Source organism: Helicobacter canis (assembly GCF_900451095.1).
Classification (GTDB): domain Bacteria; phylum Campylobacterota; class Campylobacteria; order Campylobacterales; family Helicobacteraceae; genus Helicobacter_B; species Helicobacter_B zhangjianzhongii.
On sequence record NZ_UGHV01000001.1, the window covers coordinates 291,784 to 313,955 of the forward strand.

The following is a 22,172-nucleotide window of genomic DNA, read 5'->3' on the forward strand; positions in this document are numbered from 1 at the left end:
GGTAATGGGATTTATGGAGTTTTTGAAAAACATCAAACGCGATGAAGCAAGAAGTGCCAAAGACACTTCAAGTCATTGGGTCAAATGCCACAAATGTGGTGCGCTGATGTATTACAAAGAAGTCGCAGCCCTTGGGCAAGTATGCCCAAAGTGCAATTACCACTTCCGCATTTGCGCTACGGATAGGATCAAGATTTTATGCGATAGTGAAAGCTTCATCGAGTATGACAAGTCCCTAGCCCCTGTCGATCCGCTTAACTTCGTGGATAAAGAGAGCTATAAACAACGCGTGAAAAAATACGAGCAAAAGACCGGTCGCCCTAGCTCTGTGATCGCAGGAGAAGGTCGCATAGAGGGCGTGCCTATGCAGATTGTGGTGTTTGACTTCGCGTTTATGGGGGGGAGTCTTGGCTCTGTGGAGGGGGAGAAAATCGTGCGCGCCATTGATCGCGCGGTGCAAAAGCATCAATCCCTAGTCATCATCTCCACAAGCGGCGGGGCTAGAATGCAAGAATCCACCTACTCGCTTATGCAAATGGCAAAGACTTCTGCCGCGCTCAATCGCCTAAGCGAGCATTCTCTGCCGTTTTTCTCTGTGCTGACAGATCCTACCTTTGGGGGCGTGAGTGCTAGCTTCGCGTTTTTGGGTGATGTGATTATCGCAGAGCCCGGAGCTATGATAGGCTTTGCCGGGGCTAGGGTGATTAAGCAGACTATTGGCGCGGATTTGCCACAGGGCTTCCAAACCGCAGAATTTCTCCTAGAACACGGGCTTATTGATATGGTCGTATCAAGGGGGGATCTACGCAAGACTCTAAGCGATCTAAGCCTATATCTCAATCCTTTCAGCTATGAAAATCCAGCTCTACACCATATCTAAGCCACTGCCACCTACAAAGCTAGAAGCCCACTACCACAAGCTGTGCAGAAGCTTTGGCGTGGAGATCATAATGCAGTATATTTTCCCAAGTGTAGTAGCCAAAGCCCAAAAGCAAGGACCCCAAGCAGCCCAAGAGTCCTACACCAAAGCTCTGCTGCCCTTGCTACTGCCAAGCAAGCAGGCAAATATCGCCCTACACCCTGCTGGGCAAAAAGTGGATTCTAGGGAGTTTGCTAGACTTTTTGAAGATAAGGTGCAGCTAGCATTTTTCATCGGTGGGGCGTTTGGCTTTGAGTCGCGCTTCCTTGAGAAAACCACGCCTATAAGCCTAAGCCCACTGACCTTTAGCCATAGTATTGTAGGGGTGATCGTGCTAGAGCAGATTTACCGCGCGTGTAGCCTGCTGGCAAACCACCCCTACCACAAATGACCACATCACAAGGAGCGTGTGTGCAAAGTCCCATTGACATAGCAGAGTTTGAAGCCATCTTACTTGCTCGCAAGCAAGATTTACTAGAAATCCTAGCATTGAGAAATGCCAATATCAAAGACTTGCACGCAAGCTCCCTTACCGATGATAGCGATGTGATCTCCGCGCAAATCCAAGGCGAGCTAGATTCGCTAATCATTGAGAAATACACCTTAGAGCTTGCCGAGATTGAAGCTTCATTGCAAAAAATCATTGATAATACCTATGGGATCTGTGAAATGTGTGATGATACAATCAGCAAAGAGCGGCTTACGATAAAGCCCCACGCACGCTTTTGTATCACTTGTAGGGAGCTGTATGAAAAAAATCAGCCCAAATCATAACTAAGGAGATATGATGAATTTTACAGGTTATGCGCTGTTTTCGTTGGTGTTTTTTGTCGCGGTGTTTGGGGGGGCGTTTGGGCTATGTGTGCAGCGATATGAGCTAGATACAGGACTAGCTCTTACAACTGCATTTTGGGTGTGTGTGCCTGTGGGGGTGTTTTTCATCTGCACAAGTATGCTGCTCTTTTACAAAAAGCTGCGCACCATCATCGTGGATAAAAAACTTCAAAAAGACTTCACGCTTCTTATCGATCAAATCCACGCCCAAGCCACGCATTTTGCTACGCATAGCCCCCTAGAATCCACTTTTGAAAAAGTGGATTCTAGGCCAAGCAAGCTCTATCACCCTAGCAATCAGCAGCTCTCTAACACAATCGCTAGATTTCACCTTGTGCCAGCTCTTGATTCACAAGACTCTGGCAATGCCAAGATTGATAAGCTTTTTTCTCTCTATCGCGCTATCGCCCAAGGCGAGCTCACTGACATACGCAAATACCACCTAAACAACAACAATCCATTCGCCCTGCAAAACACCAAAAACTACGCCCTAAAAAGCAATAAAAACGCTCTAGAAATTTTTAGCGACCCAAGCAAGAGTGATGAAGTGCGTGCCTATGCCTTTAGGCTTATTTGTGAGTCCAAAAATGCCAAAGACTTGCAAAAAGCCCTAAACGCCAATGCCTGCGACTGCCTAGATCCTAGCTCTTTGCAGCAGGCTTTGCTTCTGTGCAAGGAGCTAGATATAGCCCTAGATCCCGCCACAATCGCTGGGCTTTGCAAGCAAGTAGGCTTTGATACAAATGCCTATATCTCTCTAGCAAAGGCTATGCAAGCCCAATGCACTCCTGATGTGTGGCTCACATATTTTAAGCAGCTAGCGGATAATGATGAAAATGCGCAAATGGCGTATTTGCTTGTGCTAGTTGAGCTAGAGATGGTAGATACGCTTGAGCAAGAGCTTAGGGGCTTTGGGGGCGATGAGGCAAAGGGACTGCGTGCGTATATGGAGCTAAAGCGAGCAGGCAAGCACTATCCTATCTCTGCCTTTGTCATCGCAAGGTAGCGTGTATCAAGGTAGTATATGATAAAAAATTGGCGATCTTACTGTTTGCTGCTTTGTATAGGGCTTGTGCTAGCTGCCTTAAGCGTGCTGCCGCTCTCCCATAGTCTTGTCCCTATCAAAAGCTCCTTTGCTATCAATCTTTTGTATGTGGCAAGCGGAGTGTTTGTGCTGGCATTTTGGCGTGATTTTGCCGCGCTTAGAATCCACTTTTGGCTCCTTGGGGCTTTTGCGCTTGTGCTAGCACTTGGCGCACTCTCAAGCCTATATAGCGCAAATAGCTATGAATCATTGCAGAATGTCCGCAGGCTGGCGTTTGATGGGCTATTTATGGTGATAGTCTATCTCGCGCTTAAAAAAGTGGATTCTAAAGGGTTTTTGCTCTTTTTCTTGCTATGGCTTGCGGTGGTGTTTATCCAGCCTGTGGCTACGATTGTGGATTTTGCCATAGACTATGCTAATGGCGATATTTCTGTCAATACTCGCGCCACAGGCTTTGGCAATGACCAGCCCCTTGTGTATAGCTTTATTTTGCTGCTTGCTGCGGCACTCTCTATCGCTATGATTTGGCTCACTCGTGGCAAAGCTCGTTTCTATAGCGTGGCTTTGTTTAGTATCGCGCTATTGGCGATTTTGGCGAATAATTCTAGGCTTGTCTTTGTGGCGGTGTTTGTGGCTCTTTTGCTGCCGTTTTTGCTCTTTGGTTTCGCGTATAAAAAGTGGATTCTAGGATTTGTGGGGGTGCTTGCGATAGGCTTTGTCGCGGTGGTGTATGTGGCTAGTGCGCAGTGGAATGAGCGATATAACTTCCACAAAATGGCAAATAATCTCTCCTATGTCCTTAGCTTTGAGCCAGCAGCTATGGGGCGATTTGATAGAGCGTGCGCTGTGGAAGTGATTTTCTACAACAACGCCTTTGACTTTACTAAGCCCCTTGCATTTCACGCTTATAATCACGACTCGCTCTTTTTTACCAAGTATTCTGCTATCCCTGCGCTTATCAAGGAGTTTGGCACGCTAGAATCTAGCGCAGACTTTACGATTAAAGGAGCGTATTTGCGTGCATCTAGATTCTATGGCTGGCTGCTTTGCTCGCGCTTCTCTTTCCCCAAAGATGAGAGCTTTTCGTGGGAGCATAGCTCACTAGCACGGCTCTCTATGGGCAAGTCTGCTTGGCAGGCGATATGGCAGAATCCTTTGCGCCCTAATGGCTTTGGCTTTTTGGGCTATGTGGATAATCTAGAGCAGATTTTCCCTAGAGATTCTTTGCACCATAGCTATGTGCTTTCACTCGCCGATCGCCCCAAAGGCTACCCACACCCGCATAATCAGCTTTTATCGCTTGCTTTTGAGCTATCTATCTTGGGGCTACTAGCGATTGGGGGCTTTTGCTATATGGTGTTTTTCCGCGATATGCGACAGCTTGTGGCAAAGGTGCAAGAATCTAGCCCCTGTGGTCAAACACAATCCCTAGCGCAAAAAAGCTATGGGATCGTGTTTATCGGTGGGGTGGTGTTTATCGTGGCACTTAGTGTGGCGATGATTTTTGACTGCTTGCTATGGCGGTGGAATACGACTTATTTGTTTCTACTATTTGGGATCGTGCTAGCAGCCAAAGATGGGCTATTAGGCAAGATCGGTTACAATACTAGAATCTAAATTGACGCAAGGAGTGTAGAATGCTTATTTTTGCTGGTGTGGTGCTTGTGCTATGCGTTGTGGTGCTAGCATTTGGGATAAAGATTATTTCACAGACAGATATTGCCATTGTGGAGCGGCTGGGGAGATTCCATAGGGTGCTTGATGGTGGGTTTCACTTCATTATCCCCATCATTGATAGGCTAAGTGCGGTGGTGAGTGCTAGGGAGCAGATGATAGACATCGGGCGGCAGCAGGTGATCACTAAAGATAATGTCAATATCAATATTGATGGGATTGTGTTTTTAAAGGTCTTTGACGCAAAATCCGCAGTATATAGTGTCAATGATTATAAACAAGCCATTGCAAACCTTGCTACCACGACACTTCGCGGTGAGATAGGGCGGATAAATTTAGATGACTCTCTCTCATCTCGCGATAGGCTTAATGCCGCCTTGCAAGTAGCATTAGGCGATGCGGCAAATAACTGGGGGGTGAAGATTATGCGCGTGGAGATTAGCGAAATCTCTGTGCCAAAGGATATAGAAAATGCGATGAATCTGCAGATGAAGGCAGAGAGAGAAAAGCGTGCCATTGAGCTAAAAGCACAAGCGGAGAAAGAAGCTCTAATCCGCAACGCCGAAGCCCTAAAGCAAGAAAAGGTTTTGCAAGCTGAAGCTATTGAGCGAATGGCAGATGCCAAAAAATATGAGCAAATCGCCCTAGCACAAGGACAGAGCGATGCGATGGAGCTTATCGCTAATCAAATGAGCAAAAACGCCCAAGCAGCGGAGTTTCTGCTGACAAAAGAGCGGATTGTGGCTTTCACAGAGCTAAGTAAGAATCCAAGCAAGGATAAGGTGATTATCCCCTATGAGACGAGTGAATTTATCGGTGGGCTTAGTGTGATAAGTGAGTTTCTAGGCAAGGGCAAAAAGGCGTAGAAACTAGGTTTGTGGATTCTAGGGTTGAGTAGTCAAACAAAACTCTAGAATCTAAATCCCTTGCGGGAGTTTTGCTAAAAAGCAGCACAAAATATAAGGAAGTAAGATGTCGGCACTTATGCTTTTGGGGTTGGGGCTTGGCTGTATCGTGGCGGAAATATTTTTTGGCTCGTTTTTCTTGCTTTTTATCGGTATGGGGCTATGCATCACAGCTGGGATTGAAGCGTTCATAGGCTTTGGCAACATTGCAGGTGGCAGCGTGGAGAGTGTGTATATGTGGCAGGCATTAAGTATTTGTCTTTTTTCTCTACTCTGCCTTGTTTTGCTAAGAAAGCCCATAAAATCGTGGTTTAAAGGCTCTCAAGTCTATGAAGACTCCTTACAAAATGGCGGTGTGGGGAAGATACAGCAAGGAATGGTGTATTTCAAAGGCACGCTATGGGCATATCAGCTAGAGAGCCTAGAATCTAGCGACTCCAAGTCGGCTGTAGATTCTATGGCTTTACGCGATGGTGATAGAGTAGAGATTTTGTCCATAGAAAAAGGGAAAGCAATCATTAAGCCATTATCCTAGATCCACGCGGGGCAAGGCTCGCGATGACAAAGAAAACGCCCAAAAGTAGAATCCTCGTTTGATAACACAGCCACAAACGCCCTTTATCATCACTCGCGAGCGAGTGAAACAAGCGCGGCAAAACGAGCGAAGCGAAGTTTCTTTAGAAAGCAAGCGCAGCGAAGCTTCTTTAGAAAACAAGGGATACCGCTCGCCGTTAGGCGATGTTTCTTTAGAAAACAAGGTGAAGCCGCAGCTTCTTTAGTAATCCATAGAATCAACCGCCCTTGCTCTAGAATCCACTTTTCAAAAAGTGGATTCTAGGCTGTGGATCGCCGCGCCTTTTTTCAAGGCTCGCGATGACGGAGAAACGCGACAAGTCAAAAGTGGATTCTAGGAAAACGATTCTAAGCATTGTGGTGCTAGAATCCACTTTTTAAGGTTGTTTGTTTTACACGATTCTAAGGGTTGCGGTGGGGTCCTTGCGCGCTTTGAAAAATTTAGGGTAGGAGTTACCTTGAGCGGCAATGACTGCCCTAAATTTTTCAATGGCGTGAATGCTCGCCCAAGACTGAACGCTTGATAAAAAAGTGGATTCTAGGGGCAGGGTCTCTATATCTTCCCAGCACTGCCCAAAATGCCCATTCTCTCTACCATAACTTTTGTGATAGATTCCATTGCAGGGGCGAAGAATTTGCGTAGGTCAAACTGCGTATTATCCGCATTTGCCACTTTGCGCACTTCGGCGATAAAGGCGATCCGCAAGTCCGTGTCGATATTGACTTTGTTGATCCCGCCCTTGACTGCTTCTTGTAAAAATGCAAATGGCACGCCCTTGCTCCCCTTCAAATCCCCACCTGTGGCTAAAAATGCCTCCCTCACATAATCAGGGATCGCGCTTGCGCCGTGCAGGACTAGCGGGATATTGGTGCGTCTTTTCACTTCTTGCAAGCGGTCAAAATCCAGCTTTGGCTCACCTTTAAACTTAAATGCCCCGTGGCTTGTGCCAATAGCTGGGGCTAGGTAATCCACCTTTGTAGCTTTGACAAACTCTTCTGCCTCATCAGGGTTAATCAGCACCGCGTCCTTTTCATCGACAGAAATATTATCCTCAATCCCCATAAGCCGCCCAAGCTCCGCTTCTACGCTAACCCCTTTGCTATGGGCGTATTGCACGACTTCTTTGGTCATTTCTAAATTTTCTTTAAAAGGGTGGTGAGAGGCATCAATCATCACAGAGGTAAATCCCGCATCTACTGCCTTTTTGCACGATTCAAAGCTTGTGCCGTGATCAAGGTGCAATGCCACAGGGATATGTGGATAGCGTTTAGCCATAGTCTGTGCCATACCTACAACCATATCAATCCCCATATATTTAATCGCCCCTTCACTTGCCTGAACGATGATGGGGGATTTTGCCTCATTTGCCGCCATAAAAATGGAATTTAGCATTTCAAAATTCACAAAGTTAAACGCCCCGACACCATAGCCCTCTGTATGTGCCTTCTGCAAGATCTCATTACCATTGACTAGCATTGCTCGCTCCTTAGTTGGTTTGACTTAGTTAGAGATTTGGATTTTGGCTTTTGCGCGTAGGCTATCGACCTTGCTTTTCATTGTTTCAGAGACCTTTTTTTCATTAAGCATATTGATAAGTGGCTGCTTGATAGAGTCAAAGGCATATTCACTTGCTTTATCAATGACATAGATTACATGATAGCCAAAGTCTGTCTTCACAGGGGCTTTAGAGTAAGTCCCGGGACTCATCGCAAATGCCGCATCAGAAAATGGCTTTACCATATGCTCTTTTTCAAACGCACCCAAATCCCCGCCATTTTGGGCTTGCTTATTGCCCGGATCGATGGTGCGTGTATTGGCAAGTGTGATGAAAGTGGATTCTACTTTGCTTTTAGGGGCTTTATTTAGCTCATCGATGATCTTTTGCGCTTCTGCTTCTGTCTTTACGACAATGTGGCGTGCGCGGACATTGGGCTTTTTAAACTCAGCCTTATGGGAGTCGTAATAGGCTTTTGCATCAGCTTCTGTGGCAGAGCCTTTAGAGGCGATTTCTTGGACTTGCTTCTGCGCCCACGCTTGGACTAGCAAGCGATCTTTGATATTTTGCGTGATTTTATCAAAGGCTTGCGTGAATTCTGGCGTGGTGTCGATTTTGGCACGCTTGGCTTCTTTGGCGATTAGGACATTGTTGATCGCTTGGTCTAGTAGCTCTTTTTGCTGGTTTTTAGGGAGCTTGCTAAACTCAAAGCCCGGATTTTGCGCCTTAATCTCATCAAACACTTCTTCTGTGATTTGTGTGCCATCAACGGTGGCAAGCACCTTAGCCCCTGCTATGCTTAGGCTAAAAGAGCAGATAAGTGTCGTGGCAATTAGACCTCGTTTAAGTATGCTGTAAGAATCTCGTTTCATTATGTTCTCCAAGGGTAGATTTCTCGTGTGAGTGCAGCAATTGTAGCTGCTTTTTGTAAATTATCTTTGAATCGCGCAACTAGATTCTAGCTCACTCTATCAAGTGCGCGTGTGAGTCTCTGGCGCATTAGCTCTATATGCTCTTGCGTGATGATAAGCGGCGGGGCGAAGCGCAGGACATTATGCGATGCGCTAAGGATTATTAGCCCCTCTTCTATGGCAAGCTGGACTATGTGCTTTGCTTGGATTTTGCTTTTTGGATCAATCTGGACACCTTGCAAAAACCCTTTACCCCGCACGCTGTGTAAAAAATCATAGCGATCGCATAGCTCTTGTAGCACTTGTGTGAGACTAGGTGTAAGCTTAATCACTCTTTGCACTAATTGCAGCTCTTCAAATATATCAAACACCTTGCTCACTGCCGCGCATACAAATGGATTGCCCCCATAGGTGCTGCCGTGATCCCCGGGCTTTAGTGAGAGGTCAGCGACTTTTTGTGATAGCACAAATGCCCCCACAGGCACACCACAGCCAAGGGCTTTCGCCGTGGTGATAATATCAGGCATTATCCCATACTGCTCATAGGCAAACATACTTCCACTTCTGCCCATACCGCATTGGATTTCATCAAGGATTAGCAGCATATCGTGCCTATCACAAAGCTTGCGCATAGCGTGTAAAAACTCCTTGCTAGCAGGCGTTACCCCGCCTTCACCCTGTATGGTTTCTAGCATAATGGCACAGGTCTTTGGCGTGATAAGCCGCTCTACACTTGCTATGTCATTAAAGCGGGCGAATTTCACGCCAGAGAGCAGCGGTTTAAAGGGCTTTTGATACGCGCTATTGCCTGTAACTGATAGCGCGCCAAGCGTGCGCCCGTGGAAAGAATCTTTCATAGCGATGATTTGGGGGGATTTTATGCCCTTTTCATAGGCGTATTTCTTGGCGACTTTGAGTGCGCCCTCGCACGCCTCTGCCCCACTATTGGTGAAAAACACCCGATCTAGCCCACTAGCTTTAGCAAGCTTTGTAGCAGCCTCTATTGCCGGGAGATTGTAGTAGAGATTAGAAATGTGCAAAAGCTTATCGATCTGCTCTTTTAGCGCGGTGTTGAAAGCGGTGTTGCCATAGCCTAGGGCATTGACAGCGATACCCGCCCCAAAGTCTAAATACTCTCTGCCCTGCGTGTCATAGAGATATACTCCCTGTCCTTTGTTAAAGATGATAGGCAAGCGGGAATAGACCTGCAAAATCGCGCTGTCATCTGGCGTTGGCTTTTGCGCGCTTTTGGGGGATTCTGCGGCGGGGGCTTGCTCATTACCGCTTAGGTAAATCCCTTCGCCCCCGCCTTGACAACCCCCAAAATCATCGCAAAATCCTGCCGCCTGCGGCGTGGTTAAACTTTGAGCGTTTTTCCTAGAATCCACTTTTTGTTTAGAATCTTTCCTTGCCATACTTTCTCCTTAATGTATTATCAATCGCGCAAAATCGCCGTGCCTATACCCTCATCGGTAAAAAACTCCAGCAATAAGCAGTGCTTGATACGCCCATCGATAATATGCACGCGCGATACACCGCTCTCCACGGCTTTTATGCAGTTTTGTAGCTTTGGCAGCATACCACCGCTAATGCCCCCGCCTTGCAGCAGCTCCTTAGCCTTTGAGGTCGGTAGTATCGTGATAAGCGAGGCTTTGTCATCAAAATCACGATAAATCCCCTCAATATCACTAAGGAAGACAAGCTTCTCTGCCTTTAGCGCGATAGCTAGCGCATAGGCGGCATCATCGGCGTTGATATTATAATCTTGGGCATTTGTATCCATACCAATAGGGCAAATCACCGGCACAAAGCCATTATCAAGTAGCCCTAAAATCAAGGCTGTATCCACCGCCTGCACCTCGCCTACAAACCCTATATCCACGCCATTTGCGAGCTTTTTTTGCGCGCAAAAAGTATTGCCATCTTTGCCGCTTATCCCCACTGCCTTCACACCATAGCTTGCCATATAGCCTACAAGGTCTTTGTTGATACGATTTAGCACCATTTGGGCGATTTCTAGCGTGCCTTCATCGGTTACGCGTAGCCCCTGCTCAAAGCGCGCTTCCCCGCCCATTTTGCCCACCCACTTGCTGATCTCCTTGCCACCTCCGTGGATAATGATAGGCTTAAAGCCTATGCTTTTTAGTAGGGCTATGTCCTGCACTACGCTTTTTTTCAAGCTCTCATCTTCCATAGCACTACCGCCATATTTGATGAGAATGATCTTGCCACTAAAGCGTTGGATATAGGGGAGGGCTTCGATGAGTGTTTTTGCTTTGCTTTGTAACTCTTGCATATTCATATAGCTGTCCTTGTTATAAAAAGTGGGCAATCTAGCGATTCAGTCTTGGGCGAGCAATGCGGCAGTGTTGCAAAAATTGTGAAAGGCACGACCACTAAGGTCGCTAACCTTCCCCAATTTTCGCAAAGCTACCACAGCCCCACCGCAACCCTTAGAATCGTGCTAAGACAAACAACCTTAAAAAAATGGATTCTAGTTTTAGGATTTAGCTTTTTCCTAGAATCCACTTTTTTCGTCATTGCGAGCGGTGCTTCTGCACCGCGTGGCAATCCATAAAAGAAAAGTGGATTCTAGCAAAGGCGCGATTATAGCAGATACACACTTCACTCGCTAGTATCCGCAGAGAAATCACAGATATAAAAGCCCTTTTCATCACAGGCGATCTCATAGCGCACGCCCGTGTGCAGATCGATCACATAGCACTGCTCCAGAGTCTCTACCCTAGCACGCTCTGGCGGGATCTGGCGCATCCTTGCTTGCACCTCATCGATGTCCTCACACAACGCCGGGAATCCAAACATCACAAGTTTATATGATAATGCCATAGCTAGCTCCTTAGGAAAATCGCAAGCTTACAACAAAAGCTTAAATCTGCTACAATCGCGCCTGCTGAATCGCCAGCCCTAGAATCCACTTTTTCAAGGTTGTTTGTCTTAACACGATTCTAAGGGTTGCGGTGGGGCTTTTGGAGTTTTTTGGGGATTTGGGGGCAGAGCTAGACTAGAGGTCTGCGGTTGCCTCCAAATCCCCAAAATCTACGAAATCGCTCGCCCAAGACTGAATCGCTAGATTGCTCAAAAAGGACTATAAAAATGAACCCCTTCACCTCCACTCGCAACGCCACCTCCACACCCGCCAATTTCACCCAAGCGATCCTATCCCCCGCTGCTGACTCTAAAGGGCTTTATACCCTAGCCACACTGCCTACAATCGACTTTCGCGCGCTGCTAGATTCTAGCTACAATGATCTATGCAAGGCGATTTTCACGCACTTAAAGATAGAGATAGATTCTAGCGTGCTAGATGCTGCCTTGCACTGCTATGCAAGCTTTGATGATCCTAATAACCCAGCCCCCATCACCCAGCGTGAAAATGCCTATTTCCTAGAGCTTTACCACGGACCTACTCGGGCGTTTAAGGATATGGCTCTATGCCCCTTTGGCTCTCTGTTTAGCTCTCTAGCAGCCGCGCATAATCAACGCTATCTAATCCTAACTGCCACCAGCGGCGACACAGGACCTGCCACGCTTGCCGCCCTTGCCTCTAAGCCCAATGTCAAAGTGATCTGTCTCTATCCAGATGGCGGCACAAGCCAAGTGCAAGGCTTGCAAATGCAAACAGCCTCCGCGCCCAATCTCAAAACCTTAGGCATTGTAGGCGACTTTGACACCGCGCAAAGCCTGCTAAAATCCCTACTAAACAGCCAAGACTTCACCGATAAAATCGCGCAAAAGGGCTACAAACTCTCCGCGGCAAACTCTGTGAATTTTGGGCGAATCGCTTTCCAAATCATCTACTATATATGGGGCTATCTCACGCTTGTGCGACAAGGGGCGATGAAGTGGGGGGAGAAGCTAGCAGTGAGCGTGCCTAGTGGGAACTTCGGCAATGCTTTGGGGGCGTTTTTGGCTAAGTGTATGGGGCTGCCGCTAGGGCAGATCATCATCGCTAGTAATCAAAACAATATCCTTACAGAGCTTATAACAAGCGGCGTGTATGACATCGCAGGTAGGTCCTTATCTAAGAGCATTTCACCTGCTATGGATATACTAAAAAGCTCCAATGTCGAGCGCGTGCTTTTCTACCTCTATGGCGATACGCGCACCAAAGAGCTGCAAGAGTCCCTAGAATCCACTTCGCGCTATGCCCTAAGCGGCGATGAGCTAGACAAGCTGCAAGAGCATTTTTGTGCGTGGTGGGGCGATGATACAAAAGCTAGAGAGATGATCCGCACAGCTTTTGACAAAGGCTATATCCTAGATCCGCACACTGCCCTAGCATACGGGGCGCATTGTGCCATAAACCCTAGTCAAAAGACGCTTGTCTGCGCTACGGCTGAGTGGAGTAAATTTGCCCCAAGTGTGGTGGAAGCGATCTTTGGTAAGAGAGTCGATGATAAGCAGGCGATACAGATAATGCTAGATGCTGGGGCGAGCATTGGCTCTGGGATCACAGAGCTTTTTAGCAAGCCGAAGCTTCACACACAAGTGCTAGAAAAAGAGCAGGTGGAAGGTGCGATTTTGCAGTGGCTGTGATCTCCTTAAGCCATCACCCTAGAATCCACTTTTTGTAAAACGATTCAGCTTTGGGTAGGCAATGCGGCAGTGTTGCGTGATTTTAGGGCAGTCATTACCGCTTAGGTAACTCCTACCCCAAAACGAGCAGAGCGAAGTTTCTTTAGAAAATCACGCAAAGCAACCACAGCCCCACCGCAATTCTTAGAATCGTGCGAAAGTAAAATGGACTTTGTGAAGCAAGACAAGCTTTTTGTGAAGTCAAAAACCTTCAAAAGTGGATTCTAGTAGCAACGCTTATTTTCCGTCATTGCGAGATTTTCTAAAGAAACTGCGCTTCGCTTGTTTTGCGCTAGCAAAATCGTGGCAATCCATAAATTCTGCGGTAGCAGAATAATCATTACTAGAATCCACTTTTTATGTTTTTATGGATCGCCATGCAACACTGCCGCATTGCTCGCCCAAAGCTGAATCGTTTTACAAAAAGTGGATTCTAGGGTTTAGGGCTATTTGATAGAGTGGGTGGAGTTGGGATCGACAGATTTGATAAGCTCTAGGATCTCTTGGTGGTAGAGCTCTTGGCTGGCTAGATTCTCACGCATTTTAAAGCCTGCTTCAATGATCGCATAAAGCTCCGGCTTAGTGGTCTTCCACCGCTGGAGTGTGCGGGTGGTGATACGCAGGATTCTGGCTTTGTCTCTTTGGGTGTATTTCATAATGCTTTGCCTTTAAATTTTTGGCATTTAAAGGCAAACTCTCTTTAAAGCTAACTATGATAATAAGTCGTTTTTATTATAAATTTAAGAAATTATGTCGTATTATTAGCGCGCTAGCAATCACAAAGGCGCGTAATGACACAAGATCAGGTGGAAAAATTTATCACTGAGCTTAGTAGTGAGATACAAAAGTCATTTTTAGGGCTTAAGATTATAGGCTGGGAGAGTGTGGAGTATGAGTTTGAGATGGAGCTAAGCGATATGAGCGGTGTAAGTTGGAATGAATACGACAAAATGCCATTGGCGGAAGGGCGATATATCACAAGAGAAGAGTGGAAAGAGAAGCGACATGCTATTCCACATTATTTTGCCGATGATCCGGCTATGCAAAAAAGATTTGCCAAGGTAATGCAAGATCACATGGGAAATTGGGATTTCACACAAACTAAACAAGCACAGCAAGATATTATCGAAAATGCAGAAGAGTATAGATTCTATCTAAAAAGACTATGCAGAAAATGTATAGAAAAAGGAGTCAAGCCATGTGATGAATGTATCCACACGGAGTTTGATGATATGTGCAAGGCGTGCGGAAAACTAAAAAAACGAGATCGCAAATGGGCGTTTGATGATCCAGCAGCAGAGTGTGATAGCTGCTATGACTCAGGGTGGATCATTACTAATATTGAGCTGATATATAACTACCTGATTAAAAGAGAGTGTATTGATACAGCCAATGATCCGCGATTTGACCCAAAAAAGTTTGAAGAATACAGAATGATCCGCACAGCTCTTCTACGCGGCGATATGCAAATAGAGAAGCTTGACTTCATATATGATAGGACAAAGGCAACATATGAGCGCCGCTCCTACGCAAATATCTCTCGTAATGGTAGTGCCACGCAGCGTTATCGTATCAAAGTCCCAGTTGCAGTGGCTACGATAGAGATAGGGGCTAGGAAGTTTGAGTGGGTGCTGTATGAAAGGGAGTTTGACATGATCAATGGCGATAGGATTGTGCAAGAGATATTCCAAAATCTTATCTATCCCACTAGCAAAGTGAAAAACTTGAAATACTGCTAGGCAATCTTAATCAAAGGAGCAACAATGAAAAACGGAAATCTAAGAGAAGCATTACAAATGGGGGTGTTTTATATCCCAAACTATCAGCGCGACTATGCGTGGGGGATCGAGCAGCTTAACGATCTCTGGGAAGATTTGCAAGAAAATGTAGAGATTGTTAGAGGCAAAGGACAAAGCGATGAAAGCGGGCATTTCTTGGGCACGATTGTCATCGCCCCGCACGGATCGTATAATGCTTACGATCTAATCGATGGGCAGCAGCGAATGACTACGATATTTATGCTGCTTTACGCGCTTTTGGCAAGAGGCAGCAGAAAAAGAGACTATGTAGAAGCAGATGATGGGAAGCAAACCTCTAGACTCCAAGTCATTGAGAAAAACCAAGACTTTTTCACCAAGCTTTTAGGCTATGCTGGTAGCTCGCATATCCCAAAAGAGCTACAAGACCAAGCCCACACAAAAGGGCAGCAAAATCTCTGTGAAGTGTTTAATGCGATTTTAAGTCGTGTAAATCTGCCAAGTGAAGAGGTCAATCTCTATATCGATACTTTGCTAGCGATGCAGCTAATTGTGTTTAGAGAGAGTAACGCTGGGCAGGCTATCCGCACATTTCAAAGTGTCAATGATCGCGGTGTGCCGCTAAAGACATTTGACAAGCTTAAATCCCTGCTAATCTACTACTCCAATCGCTATTGTGATGCAAGGCTTGATGATAAGATCAATGATCTCTTTGGCGAGATTTTTGAGTATTCTGCGCGTATAGAGAGCCATAAGCATAGCTCGGTAGTAGGGGGGACAAATTTCAAAGAAGCTGAAATGCTGCGCCACCACTTAGGCAGCTACCCCACTTTGTCTCTCAAAGGCTCGGCGATGGGTCCTAGAGTTACCACAGAGATGACTTATAAAATCATTAAAGATTATCTAGCACACTGCAAAAAAGATCCGCAGGCTTTAGGGGAGTTTATCGATCATTATGTGATGGATTTGCGCGACTTTTTTAAGACATTTGTAGAGATTTTAGACCAAATCGATACAAACGAGGTGCTTTTTGAGTGCCTTTATTTGGAGAATCTACACCCGCGCCTTTACCCCACGCTTGTGCGCCTCTATATGCAGCCTGCAATCGCCAATACAGAGGAGCTAGTAGAGCTTATCACTAGGGCAGACTTCGTGCTATCCAAGCTTTTCCGCACTGAATCAGTCTATGACATCAATGCGGTGATACGCGATGGCGGATTGATACGAGATAATGGAGCTAGAAGTATAACTAAGCAAGAATTGCTAAAAGAGATACAAAAAATCTGTATAAAAACAGGCAAAAACTTGCCAAGTCATATTGAAGGGTTTGTGCAAAGCGCGTTTAACACCGATAGCAAAGCTGGCTACCACTATGTGTTTCTCAAGCACACTTGCCCCAATTTGACGATAGGGGATTTGCTAGGGCTTGTTACAACTTCTCAAGGGAATTTTGACCTAGGCAATGCACTAGGTATCGAGCATATATGCCCGCAAAGCTGGGGTGATAAGGGAGAGTGGAGGGGCTATGGCTTTAGCGATAGGGGGGAATTTGATGGGCTTAAGCACTCGTATGGGAATCTACTCACCCTAGAAAAGAGTCTAAATAGTGAAGCAGGCGATAAATCCCCAGAGCAAAAGCAAGCTGCGTATGGAAGATCTCATATCCCCTATACTAAAGGATTTGGCAGCCAAGTGGATAAGTTTGACAAAGAAGTGATAAAAAAGCGCAATGAAGAAGCGCGAGATTTTCTCAAAGAATTTTTCAAAGACTTTATAGGCTAGATTCTAGCTATTTTAGAATATGCAGCGCGCGATAAGACAGCTACCAAGCAGGCACTGATCATACCAAGCTAGAATCCACAAGCCCCTCCACACAAATGCGTGCCAAGCGGTAGAATCCACGCGCCAAAGATAGGGCAAAAGTGGATTCTATGGCAAAGGCAGTAGCTACCACGCCGCTGCCAATGCACTCTTGCAATGACAGCAAAAGTGGATTCTACTTTATAGATAGATTTAGAGATAAGTCCTTGTAGCTAGAAATGCGCGTGTTTATAAGCTAGGCTTTGAAAAGGGCTTGCTTTATGCGCGCTAGTTTGTCCTTGCAAAATATCTCCACACTCCTAAAGCGCAGGCAAGATTTCAGCCTTTTAAACACCCCTATAAATGCCACATATCGTCTATAACGCCTCTCTTCAAAGAGCCTTAGGCAAGCCATCCCCCTCCTGAAGCTCTTCTCATAAGGCTGGCTTACAATAGAGAGCAGAAACTGCTCAAGCTGGCGTTCAAAAAGCTCGATATGATTAGAGTCCAAAAACAGCGGCTCTTGCAGTATCGCAAGCTGCTTGCTAGGGCTTGTGTCTATGTCTTTGATATGCGCGATCAAGGATTCTAGGGTAGGGAAGCTATGGGCGTTGATAAACGCCTTTGCATTTACCCCCCCCCCCCCGTAGATAATGCCTTAGTCGCTAAGGGATCGCCCCAATAGATTGGGATAGTCTGCGCTGCTGCTGCTTGGATAAGCTTCTCTGTCAAGTAGCCCGGAGTAGAAGAATTCTCAAAGCAAAGGGAGAATCTACACTGCTTTTGGAAGGCAAATTTATCTTGCACGCGCTGCCCGATGTTGTTTAGATACCTCCCCCCAGAATCCACTTTTTTATACGCATTAAGCGCGTAGAAGACTTGCTCTCTATAAGGATCGGCATTGCCATTGCTCACTACAAAATTGCAAAATCGCTTCTTGCTTGCTAGAAGTGTCTCATCAACGCCCTTGTGCTTGTTGCTTGCTCTTTGTGTGTCTTGCTCATAGAAAAGGTAGAGCGGATAGCGCAAATAGCGATCTAAGAAGTGTAAATGATCAAAGCCTATGGCATAGTCGCAGATATTGAAATTAGGCGTGATATTCTCGCCGGTGTAAAAAATGCGCACACAATCATATTTGATATGCTCGCTACCAAAAACAGAGTAGAAGAGATATTGCGGGGCTTTACTATCAAGTATGATTGTAAAATGCTCTTGTAGTATGGCACAAATCTTTTGGGCGATACCTTGCATATCGCCAAAGTCGCAAAAGTGGATTCTAAGGGATTGTGTAGGGCTTAGATCTTGCATAATCACTCCATATCTTTGTAGAAAAGCGCAGTATAGCAAATGCTTACTTATGGCTTTGTAAGCCATAACCTTGGCGATGCCTAATGCTATGTTACAAACCAAAGCAAGCCGCAAGCCACCAAGCCCCCATAAGACAAGCCCCCATCATCGTTGGGATCACGCCACACCATAAGCGCGGATCTGGCGCAAGATGGGTGATAGGCGGGTGATAGGTGGGTGCGAGATGGGCGATAAAAGATAAGAGTGATTAAAGTGGATTCTAGGGGGTTTAAGCTTGTTTCATCGCCGCTTTGGGATTCTAAGATTGCGCGACTCTGTCATTGTGAGCAAGCGCGGTAGCGGTTGCGTGGCAATCCATTTGCGTTTTTCAAAAGTGGATTCTAGGGGTGGATTATTTCTTGCACAAAGCTTGCAGATAGCGACTTTGGCGTGGTGCGTGTGGTGGGGATCGCTAGGATTTTGTAGGATTTTGTATAGGTGAGAAAATGCAGAGTGATCACATCGCCCACGCGCACTTCCTTGCTACTTTTGGCACGCACACCATTGAGCTCTATGACATTGTTTGCGCACATATCTTGCGCGATTGAACGCTTTTTGACAATATTTGTCGCATTGAGAAAACTATCGATCCGCACAGATTCTCCGTTTCATAAATGTGGCTAGATATTTTGCACGAGATTGTAGCAAAATCCAAAGATTGCGCCTCAAGTATATTTGATTTTCACAAAAAATTAGATAGAATCGGCAGCTATACTTAAGTTTGCAAATTTAAAGGTTCGTGATGGTTTTTGAAGTCAAGTCGCCCATTTTAGGCTTTGAAGATGTTGTGAAAATGAAGCTTGAAAAAATCGATGAGATTTTTATGCGTTTGAGTAATGTCGATGCGCCAGCACCGGTATTTGTGCTTATCAATCCTTTCATCTTGCGCGAGTATGACTTCGAAGTGCCTGTGGCGATGAAACTACTGCTAGATCTAGAAAATGCCAAAAACATCTTTGTCGCCAATATTATGGTGATGCAAAACCCTATCCAGCAATCCACGATCAACTTCCTAGCCCCACTAGTATTTAACTTTGACAATCAAACAATGGCACAAATCGTCCTAGATAGTTTCAAATACCCTACATACAGCATAGCCGAACCTATCTCTAAGTGGTATAAAGAGGGCGAAGAGCTAGCGGCGAACACCCCCACAGACAATCAAAACACAAAATAAATAGCCTTGATTCTAAGGCTTGCGCTTTATGCGATAATACGGAGATTATGATGAGAGAGTATTCTTTGGATTTTTATTCCACGCTTGTGGCTATGGTGGCGGTGCTGCTGCTTGGGAGATTTTTGCTAGCACGCATTAAATTCCTGCGAGATTTTGATCTGCCTGAGCCTGTTGTGGGCGGGGTGTTTGTCTGTATCGCGATTTTTATCGGCTATAAGTATTTTTCTGTGCATATTGCCTTTGATGAGTCTCTAAAAGATCCACTAATGCTGGCGTTTTTCTCAAGTATTGGGCTAAGTGCGGACTTCTCTTCGCTCAAAAAGGGTGGGCGGCTTTTGGTGTTGTTTTTGGTGATTGTAACAGGACTGCTCTTTTTGCAAAATATCGTGGGTGTGGGGCTGGCACTTGCTATGGGCGTAGATCCGCTAGTAGGGCTTCTTGGTGGCTCTATCACGATGAGCGGAGGACACGGGACCGGATCGGCTTGGGCAGATATGTTTGCCAAGTCTCCCTATGAGCTTAGTAATGCCAGAGAAGCTGCGCTTGCAGCCGCGACTTTTGGGCTTGTGATGGGCGGGCTTATCGGCGGTCCTGTCGCACGCTTTCTTATACGCAGACACAAGCTACAAACCCCGCATTCTAGCCATAGCATAGACACTAATGAGCAAAGCACTCTAGCGAGCAATTTTGAAGCCCCGCAAAAAGAGCGGCTCATCACCACTGCTTCATTTCTAGAATCTCTAGCCCTAATTGCTACTTGCTTACTCGTGGGGAATTTTATCACCCAGATCAGCACACCCACCTTGCGTGATCAATTAGGGATCAATATCCCTACATTTGTGTGGTGCTTGTTTTGCGGGATCATCTTGCGCAACACCCTAGCCGCGCTCAAAATCCACCATGTATTTGATAGAGAAGTATCTGTGCTAGGGAATGTCAGCTTGGCGTTGTTTCTTGCTCTATCATTTCTCATCATCAAAATCTGGCAGCTAGCAGATATTGCTTTGCCGCTTATCGTGATTTTGGTGGTGCAGACATTGATGATGATAGCGTATGCGATTTTCATCACCTTTAGATTCTTAGGCAAGGATTATGATGCAAGCGTATTTGCCGCTGGGCATTGTGGGTTTGGGCTTGGGGCTATGCCTACGGCTGTGGTCAATATGCAGGCTGTTACCAATCACTATGGCACAAGCCACGCGGCATTTATGATAGTCCCGCTTGTGGGGGCATTTTTCATCGATATTATCAACCTACTTGTGATTCAAAGCTTTTTGCTCCTGCGCATATTTCCGCAGCCCGATCCGCAAACTAGCCTAGAATCCGCACTAGAATCCACTCACACCCTAAGCCCCACGCTAGATTCTAGTGTGCAAGCACTATCAAGCCTAGCGCACGCGATTGTAAGTGTATGCTAGAGGCTTTATCCTAAGTAGATTCTATAATACTTGCCCGTATTTATAATACGCCGCGCAAGCCCCCTCGCTGCTTACCATACAGCTCCCTAGAGGGTGCTCTGGGGTGCAGGACTTGCCAAATACTTTGCAATCAAGTGGCTTTGCCACACCGCGCAAAATATCGCCACATCGGCAAGCTTTATTATCGGCTATGGGCGTGTGATCTAGCACGCTAGCAAACTCTCTCTCCGCGCAAAATGCGCTAAACTCATCGCGCAATCGCAAGGCAGATCCTGCTATGTGCCCTAGCCCTCTCCACTCAAAGCTCTCTCTTATCTCAAAATATGTGCGCATAAGCTCTTGGGCTTTTGTATTGCCCTCACGCGTTACCACTCGGCGATATTGCACTTCAAGCTTAGGGGCATTGCGCACCGCTTGGCGCGCGATCATCACAATACTCTCCATCATATCCACAGGCTCAAAGCCGCTTACCACAATAGGCATAGCAAACCGCTCAAAAAGCGGCTCATAAATCTTAGAGCCTGCGATCACGCTTACATGTGAAGGCGCGATTAGGGCGTTGATCTTGCAATCCTTACTACCTAAAATCGCATATAAAGGCGGTGGGACTAGGACATGATTGCTATGGATAAAGAGATTTTTTAGCCCGGATTCTATCGCTCGCTTTAGCACAGCTGCAGTCATCGGCGTAGTTGTCTCAAAGCCGATAGCAAAATACACCACGCGCTTTTGTGGATTAGCCTTGGCGATCTCTAGAGCCTGCATAGGCGAATACACAAAGCGCACATCAGCTCCTAAAGCCCTAGCATCTTGCAAGCTCCCCAAAGAGCCCGGCACGCGCATCATATCCCCTAGCGTTAGTAAAATCACATCTTTTTGCATAGCAATGGTGTAGGCTTGGTTTATGCGGCTTTTTGGCATTATGCACACAGGGCAGCCCGGTCCGTGGATACATTGGATAGACTCTGGTAGCAGATGACTTAGCCCATAGCGCATAAGCGTATGTGTATGCCCACCGCACACTTCCATCATATAAAGCGGCTCTTGCAGATCTTTGGCGATTTCGTGTAGTTCGCGTTTAAGGGCTAGGATTGCATTATTATCACGGAAGCCTTCTAGTAGGAGCTTGGTGTTTAGCGTGTTTTTCATTTTGGGTGTTTGTGTTTTGTTTGGTTTTGGTGTTGGCTTTTTGCGAAAAAGCGGGGGGCTTGCCTTTTGCTTGTGCGATAGACACTCAGTCTTATCTCCGCGCAAAAGGCTGCACAACCCCGCTTTTTCATCAAAAATCCTGCCACCTGCGAGATTTTATCAGGCACAATTTCGGCTTTTTCGTTTGGCGATTTATCTACATTTTGGGCGGTTTCCTTAGAATCCACTTTTTCTAAAGAAGCTACGCTTTGCGATTTTTGTGCGTTTTTATCAAAAGTGGATTCTAGGATTTGCGTGTTTTCCTTGTAGATTGCCACGCCGCTATCGCGGCTCGCAATGACAGAAAAAGGGGCGTTATGGCTAGAATCCACTTTTTCACTAGCAGTGTTGCTTGCCGTCATTGCGAGCCGCTGCGTAGCAGTGGCGTGGCAATCCATATTTTTTGCGGTGGCAAAAATGGGAGTATCACTAGAATCCACTTTTTCAAAAGTGGATTCTAGGATTTGGGCTTGATTTTCCATTTTGACTCGTTTCTTCTTCAAGGATTCTAGGCATTGCGGTGGGGCTTTTG

Annotated in this window: 27 protein-coding genes; 14 read left to right on the forward strand and 13 right to left on the reverse strand. The window is 46.1% G+C overall.

Annotated features, from left to right (window positions below; genetic code table 11):
- Positions 1 to 4 precede the first annotated feature (4 nt).
- The 8 genes from accD (at position 5) to DX060_RS01485 (ending at position 6,156) form a co-directional block, all read left to right on the forward strand.
- Complete coding sequence (accD, locus tag DX060_RS01450; protein WP_115010817.1) at positions 5 to 880, forward strand: acetyl-CoA carboxylase, carboxyltransferase subunit beta; 876 nt, start codon at positions 5 to 7, stop codon at positions 878 to 880.
- A complete protein-coding gene (locus DX060_RS01455) occupies positions 852 to 1,310 on the forward strand; it encodes a 23S rRNA (pseudouridine(1915)-N(3))-methyltransferase RlmH (RefSeq protein ID WP_115010818.1) in 459 nt (152 codons plus the stop codon). Before accD ends, DX060_RS01455 begins: the two co-directional genes overlap by 29 nt.
- A gap of 20 nt (positions 1,311 to 1,330) precedes the next feature.
- A complete protein-coding gene (gene dksA / locus DX060_RS01460) occupies positions 1,331 to 1,693 on the forward strand; it encodes an RNA polymerase-binding protein DksA (RefSeq protein WP_285264641.1) in 363 nt (120 codons plus the stop codon).
- Between the two features lie 10 nt (positions 1,694 to 1,703).
- Positions 1,704 to 2,759 carry a hypothetical protein gene (locus tag DX060_RS01465; protein WP_147278740.1) on the forward strand — a complete coding sequence of 352 codons (1,056 nt, stop codon included), beginning with the start codon at positions 1,704 to 1,706 and terminating at the stop codon, positions 2,757 to 2,759.
- A gap of 18 nt (positions 2,760 to 2,777) precedes the next feature.
- On the forward strand, positions 2,778 to 4,415 hold the full coding sequence (locus DX060_RS01470) for an O-antigen ligase family protein (RefSeq protein ID WP_115010821.1): 1,638 nt from the start codon (positions 2,778 to 2,780) through the stop codon (positions 4,413 to 4,415).
- 20 nt (positions 4,416 to 4,435) lie between these two features.
- A complete protein-coding gene (locus DX060_RS01475; RefSeq protein ID WP_115010822.1) occupies positions 4,436 to 5,338 on the forward strand; it encodes an SPFH domain-containing protein in 903 nt (300 codons plus the stop codon).
- A gap of 106 nt (positions 5,339 to 5,444) precedes the next feature.
- Positions 5,445 to 5,912: an NfeD family protein gene (locus DX060_RS01480; protein ID WP_115010823.1), complete on the forward strand. Its 468-nt coding sequence runs from the start codon at positions 5,445 to 5,447 to the stop codon at positions 5,910 to 5,912.
- A 58-nt stretch (positions 5,913 to 5,970) separates the two neighbouring features.
- Positions 5,971 to 6,156, forward strand: coding sequence for a hypothetical protein (locus tag DX060_RS01485; protein ID WP_115010824.1), 186 nt, complete (start codon positions 5,971 to 5,973; stop codon positions 6,154 to 6,156).
- A 27-nt stretch (positions 6,157 to 6,183) separates the two neighbouring features.
- On the opposite strand, the gene DX060_RS11095 is transcribed toward DX060_RS01485, so the two are convergent.
- The 6 genes from DX060_RS11095 to DX060_RS01515 form a co-directional block, all read right to left on the reverse strand.
- Complete coding sequence (locus DX060_RS11095) at positions 6,184 to 6,324, reverse strand: hypothetical protein (RefSeq protein WP_181814126.1); 141 nt, start codon at positions 6,322 to 6,324, stop codon at positions 6,184 to 6,186.
- A 179-nt stretch (positions 6,325 to 6,503) separates the two neighbouring features.
- Complete coding sequence (locus DX060_RS01490; protein ID WP_115010825.1) at positions 6,504 to 7,427, reverse strand: class II fructose-bisphosphate aldolase; 924 nt, start codon at positions 7,425 to 7,427, stop codon at positions 6,504 to 6,506.
- A gap of 24 nt (positions 7,428 to 7,451) precedes the next feature.
- Positions 7,452 to 8,318, reverse strand: a complete 867-nt coding sequence (locus DX060_RS01495) for a foldase protein PrsA (RefSeq protein WP_115010826.1) — start codon at positions 8,316 to 8,318, stop codon at positions 7,452 to 7,454.
- Between the two features lie 86 nt (positions 8,319 to 8,404).
- Positions 8,405 to 9,772, reverse strand: coding sequence for an aspartate aminotransferase family protein (locus tag DX060_RS01500; protein ID WP_115010827.1), 1,368 nt, complete (start codon positions 9,770 to 9,772; stop codon positions 8,405 to 8,407).
- Positions 9,773 to 9,792: 20 nt separating this feature from the next.
- Positions 9,793 to 10,653: an acetylglutamate kinase gene (gene argB, locus DX060_RS01505; RefSeq protein ID WP_220176695.1), complete on the reverse strand. Its 861-nt coding sequence runs from the start codon at positions 10,651 to 10,653 to the stop codon at positions 9,793 to 9,795.
- 329 nt (positions 10,654 to 10,982) lie between these two features.
- A complete protein-coding gene (locus DX060_RS01515) occupies positions 10,983 to 11,204 on the reverse strand; it encodes a hypothetical protein (protein ID WP_115010830.1) in 222 nt (73 codons plus the stop codon).
- Between the two features lie 267 nt (positions 11,205 to 11,471).
- Here DX060_RS01515 and thrC point away from each other — a divergent pair, with 267 nt between their 5' ends.
- Positions 11,472 to 12,914: a threonine synthase gene (gene thrC, locus DX060_RS01520; RefSeq protein ID WP_115010831.1), complete on the forward strand. Its 1,443-nt coding sequence runs from the start codon at positions 11,472 to 11,474 to the stop codon at positions 12,912 to 12,914.
- A gap of 485 nt (positions 12,915 to 13,399) precedes the next feature.
- Here the strand turns inward: thrC and DX060_RS01525 are convergent, their stop codons facing one another.
- Positions 13,400 to 13,609: a hypothetical protein gene (locus tag DX060_RS01525; RefSeq protein ID WP_115010832.1), complete on the reverse strand. Its 210-nt coding sequence runs from the start codon at positions 13,607 to 13,609 to the stop codon at positions 13,400 to 13,402.
- A 135-nt stretch (positions 13,610 to 13,744) separates the two neighbouring features.
- On the opposite strand from DX060_RS01525, the gene DX060_RS01530 reads away from it, so the two are divergent.
- The gene (locus DX060_RS01530) at positions 13,745 to 14,692 is read left to right on the forward strand and encodes a hypothetical protein (RefSeq protein WP_115010833.1); all 948 of its coding nucleotides are present in this window, start codon (positions 13,745 to 13,747) and stop codon (positions 14,690 to 14,692) included.
- Positions 14,693 to 14,716: 24 nt separating this feature from the next.
- Positions 14,717 to 16,492, forward strand: coding sequence for a DUF262 domain-containing protein (locus tag DX060_RS01535; RefSeq protein ID WP_115010834.1), 1,776 nt, complete (start codon positions 14,717 to 14,719; stop codon positions 16,490 to 16,492).
- Between the two features lie 58 nt (positions 16,493 to 16,550).
- Here the strand turns inward: DX060_RS01535 and DX060_RS11100 are convergent, their stop codons facing one another.
- The 3 genes from DX060_RS11100 to DX060_RS01545 all read right to left on the reverse strand — a co-directional run bounded on the left by DX060_RS11100 (position 16,551) and on the right by DX060_RS01545 (position 17,818).
- The gene (locus DX060_RS11100) at positions 16,551 to 16,697 is read right to left on the reverse strand and encodes a hypothetical protein (RefSeq protein WP_181814127.1); all 147 of its coding nucleotides are present in this window, start codon (positions 16,695 to 16,697) and stop codon (positions 16,551 to 16,553) included.
- A 69-nt stretch (positions 16,698 to 16,766) separates the two neighbouring features.
- On the reverse strand, positions 16,767 to 17,093 hold the full coding sequence (locus tag DX060_RS01540; protein ID WP_115010835.1) for a hypothetical protein: 327 nt from the start codon (positions 17,091 to 17,093) through the stop codon (positions 16,767 to 16,769).
- Between the two features lie 47 nt (positions 17,094 to 17,140).
- On the reverse strand, positions 17,141 to 17,818 hold the full coding sequence (locus DX060_RS01545) for a glycosyltransferase family 10 domain-containing protein (RefSeq protein WP_181814128.1): 678 nt from the start codon (positions 17,816 to 17,818) through the stop codon (positions 17,141 to 17,143).
- Between the two features lie 83 nt (positions 17,819 to 17,901).
- On the opposite strand from DX060_RS01545, the gene DX060_RS11775 reads away from it, so the two are divergent.
- A complete protein-coding gene (locus DX060_RS11775; protein WP_258552147.1) occupies positions 17,902 to 18,027 on the forward strand; it encodes a hypothetical protein in 126 nt (41 codons plus the stop codon).
- A gap of 171 nt (positions 18,028 to 18,198) precedes the next feature.
- Here DX060_RS11775 and DX060_RS01550 read toward each other — a convergent pair whose 3' ends face one another.
- Positions 18,199 to 18,453, reverse strand: a complete 255-nt coding sequence (locus tag DX060_RS01550; RefSeq protein ID WP_115010837.1) for a S4 domain-containing protein — start codon at positions 18,451 to 18,453, stop codon at positions 18,199 to 18,201.
- 146 nt (positions 18,454 to 18,599) lie between these two features.
- Here DX060_RS01550 and fliW point away from each other — a divergent pair, with 146 nt between their 5' ends.
- Together fliW and gltS are read left to right on the forward strand one after the other, a co-directional pair.
- The gene (gene fliW, locus DX060_RS01555) at positions 18,600 to 19,034 is read left to right on the forward strand and encodes a flagellar assembly protein FliW (protein ID WP_115010838.1); all 435 of its coding nucleotides are present in this window, start codon (positions 18,600 to 18,602) and stop codon (positions 19,032 to 19,034) included.
- Positions 19,035 to 19,084: 50 nt separating this feature from the next.
- Positions 19,085 to 20,452: a sodium/glutamate symporter gene (gene gltS / locus DX060_RS01560; RefSeq protein ID WP_115010839.1), complete on the forward strand. Its 1,368-nt coding sequence runs from the start codon at positions 19,085 to 19,087 to the stop codon at positions 20,450 to 20,452.
- Positions 20,453 to 20,473: 21 nt separating this feature from the next.
- Here gltS and hypD read toward each other — a convergent pair whose 3' ends face one another.
- A complete protein-coding gene (gene hypD, locus DX060_RS01565; protein ID WP_115010840.1) occupies positions 20,474 to 21,601 on the reverse strand; it encodes a hydrogenase formation protein HypD in 1,128 nt (375 codons plus the stop codon).
- The gene (locus DX060_RS01570) at positions 21,598 to 22,122 is read right to left on the reverse strand and encodes a hypothetical protein (protein WP_115010841.1); all 525 of its coding nucleotides are present in this window, start codon (positions 22,120 to 22,122) and stop codon (positions 21,598 to 21,600) included. The genes hypD and DX060_RS01570 overlap by 4 nt, the downstream gene beginning before the upstream one ends.
- Positions 22,123 to 22,172: the final 50 nt, after the last annotated feature.

Bases quoted from the DNA above. Each gene is read 5' to 3' on its own strand.
- DX060_RS01480 (WP_115010823.1), top strand. From the start codon at position 5,445: ATGTCGGCACTTATGCTTTTGGGGTTGGGGCTTGGCTGTATCGTGGCG.
- thrC (WP_115010831.1), top strand. From the start codon at position 11,472: ATGAACCCCTTCACCTCCACTCGCAACGCCACCTCCACACCCGCCAAT.
- DX060_RS11775 (WP_258552147.1), top strand. From the start codon at position 17,902: ATGCTATGTTACAAACCAAAGCAAGCCGCAAGCCACCAAGCCCCCATA.
- DX060_RS01515 (WP_115010830.1), bottom strand. From the start codon at position 11,204: ATGGCATTATCATATAAACTTGTGATGTTTGGATTCCCGGCGTTGTGT.
- DX060_RS01530 (WP_115010833.1), top strand. From the start codon at position 13,745: ATGACACAAGATCAGGTGGAAAAATTTATCACTGAGCTTAGTAGTGAG.
- gltS (WP_115010839.1), top strand. From the start codon at position 19,085: ATGAGAGAGTATTCTTTGGATTTTTATTCCACGCTTGTGGCTATGGTG.
- DX060_RS01465 (WP_147278740.1), top strand. From the start codon at position 1,704: ATGATGAATTTTACAGGTTATGCGCTGTTTTCGTTGGTGTTTTTTGTC.
- DX060_RS01475 (WP_115010822.1), top strand. From the start codon at position 4,436: ATGCTTATTTTTGCTGGTGTGGTGCTTGTGCTATGCGTTGTGGTGCTA.
- hypD (WP_115010840.1), bottom strand. From the start codon at position 21,601: ATGAAAAACACGCTAAACACCAAGCTCCTACTAGAAGGCTTCCGTGAT.
- DX060_RS01500 (WP_115010827.1), bottom strand. From the start codon at position 9,772: ATGGCAAGGAAAGATTCTAAACAAAAAGTGGATTCTAGGAAAAACGCT.
- DX060_RS01490 (WP_115010825.1), bottom strand. From the start codon at position 7,427: ATGCTAGTCAATGGTAATGAGATCTTGCAGAAGGCACATACAGAGGGC.
- fliW (WP_115010838.1), top strand. From the start codon at position 18,600: ATGGTTTTTGAAGTCAAGTCGCCCATTTTAGGCTTTGAAGATGTTGTG.
- DX060_RS01545 (WP_181814128.1), bottom strand. From the start codon at position 17,818: ATGCAAGATCTAAGCCCTACACAATCCCTTAGAATCCACTTTTGCGAC.
- accD (WP_115010817.1), top strand. From the start codon at position 5: ATGGGATTTATGGAGTTTTTGAAAAACATCAAACGCGATGAAGCAAGA.
- DX060_RS01525 (WP_115010832.1), bottom strand. From the start codon at position 13,609: ATGAAATACACCCAAAGAGACAAAGCCAGAATCCTGCGTATCACCACC.
- DX060_RS01535 (WP_115010834.1), top strand. From the start codon at position 14,717: ATGAAAAACGGAAATCTAAGAGAAGCATTACAAATGGGGGTGTTTTAT.
- DX060_RS01495 (WP_115010826.1), bottom strand. From the start codon at position 8,318: ATGAAACGAGATTCTTACAGCATACTTAAACGAGGTCTAATTGCCACG.
- argB (WP_220176695.1), bottom strand. From the start codon at position 10,653: ATGCAAGAGTTACAAAGCAAAGCAAAAACACTCATCGAAGCCCTCCCC.
- DX060_RS01570 (WP_115010841.1), bottom strand. From the start codon at position 22,122: ATGGAAAATCAAGCCCAAATCCTAGAATCCACTTTTGAAAAAGTGGAT.
- DX060_RS01455 (WP_115010818.1), top strand. From the start codon at position 852: ATGAAAATCCAGCTCTACACCATATCTAAGCCACTGCCACCTACAAAG.
- DX060_RS01470 (WP_115010821.1), top strand. From the start codon at position 2,778: ATGATAAAAAATTGGCGATCTTACTGTTTGCTGCTTTGTATAGGGCTT.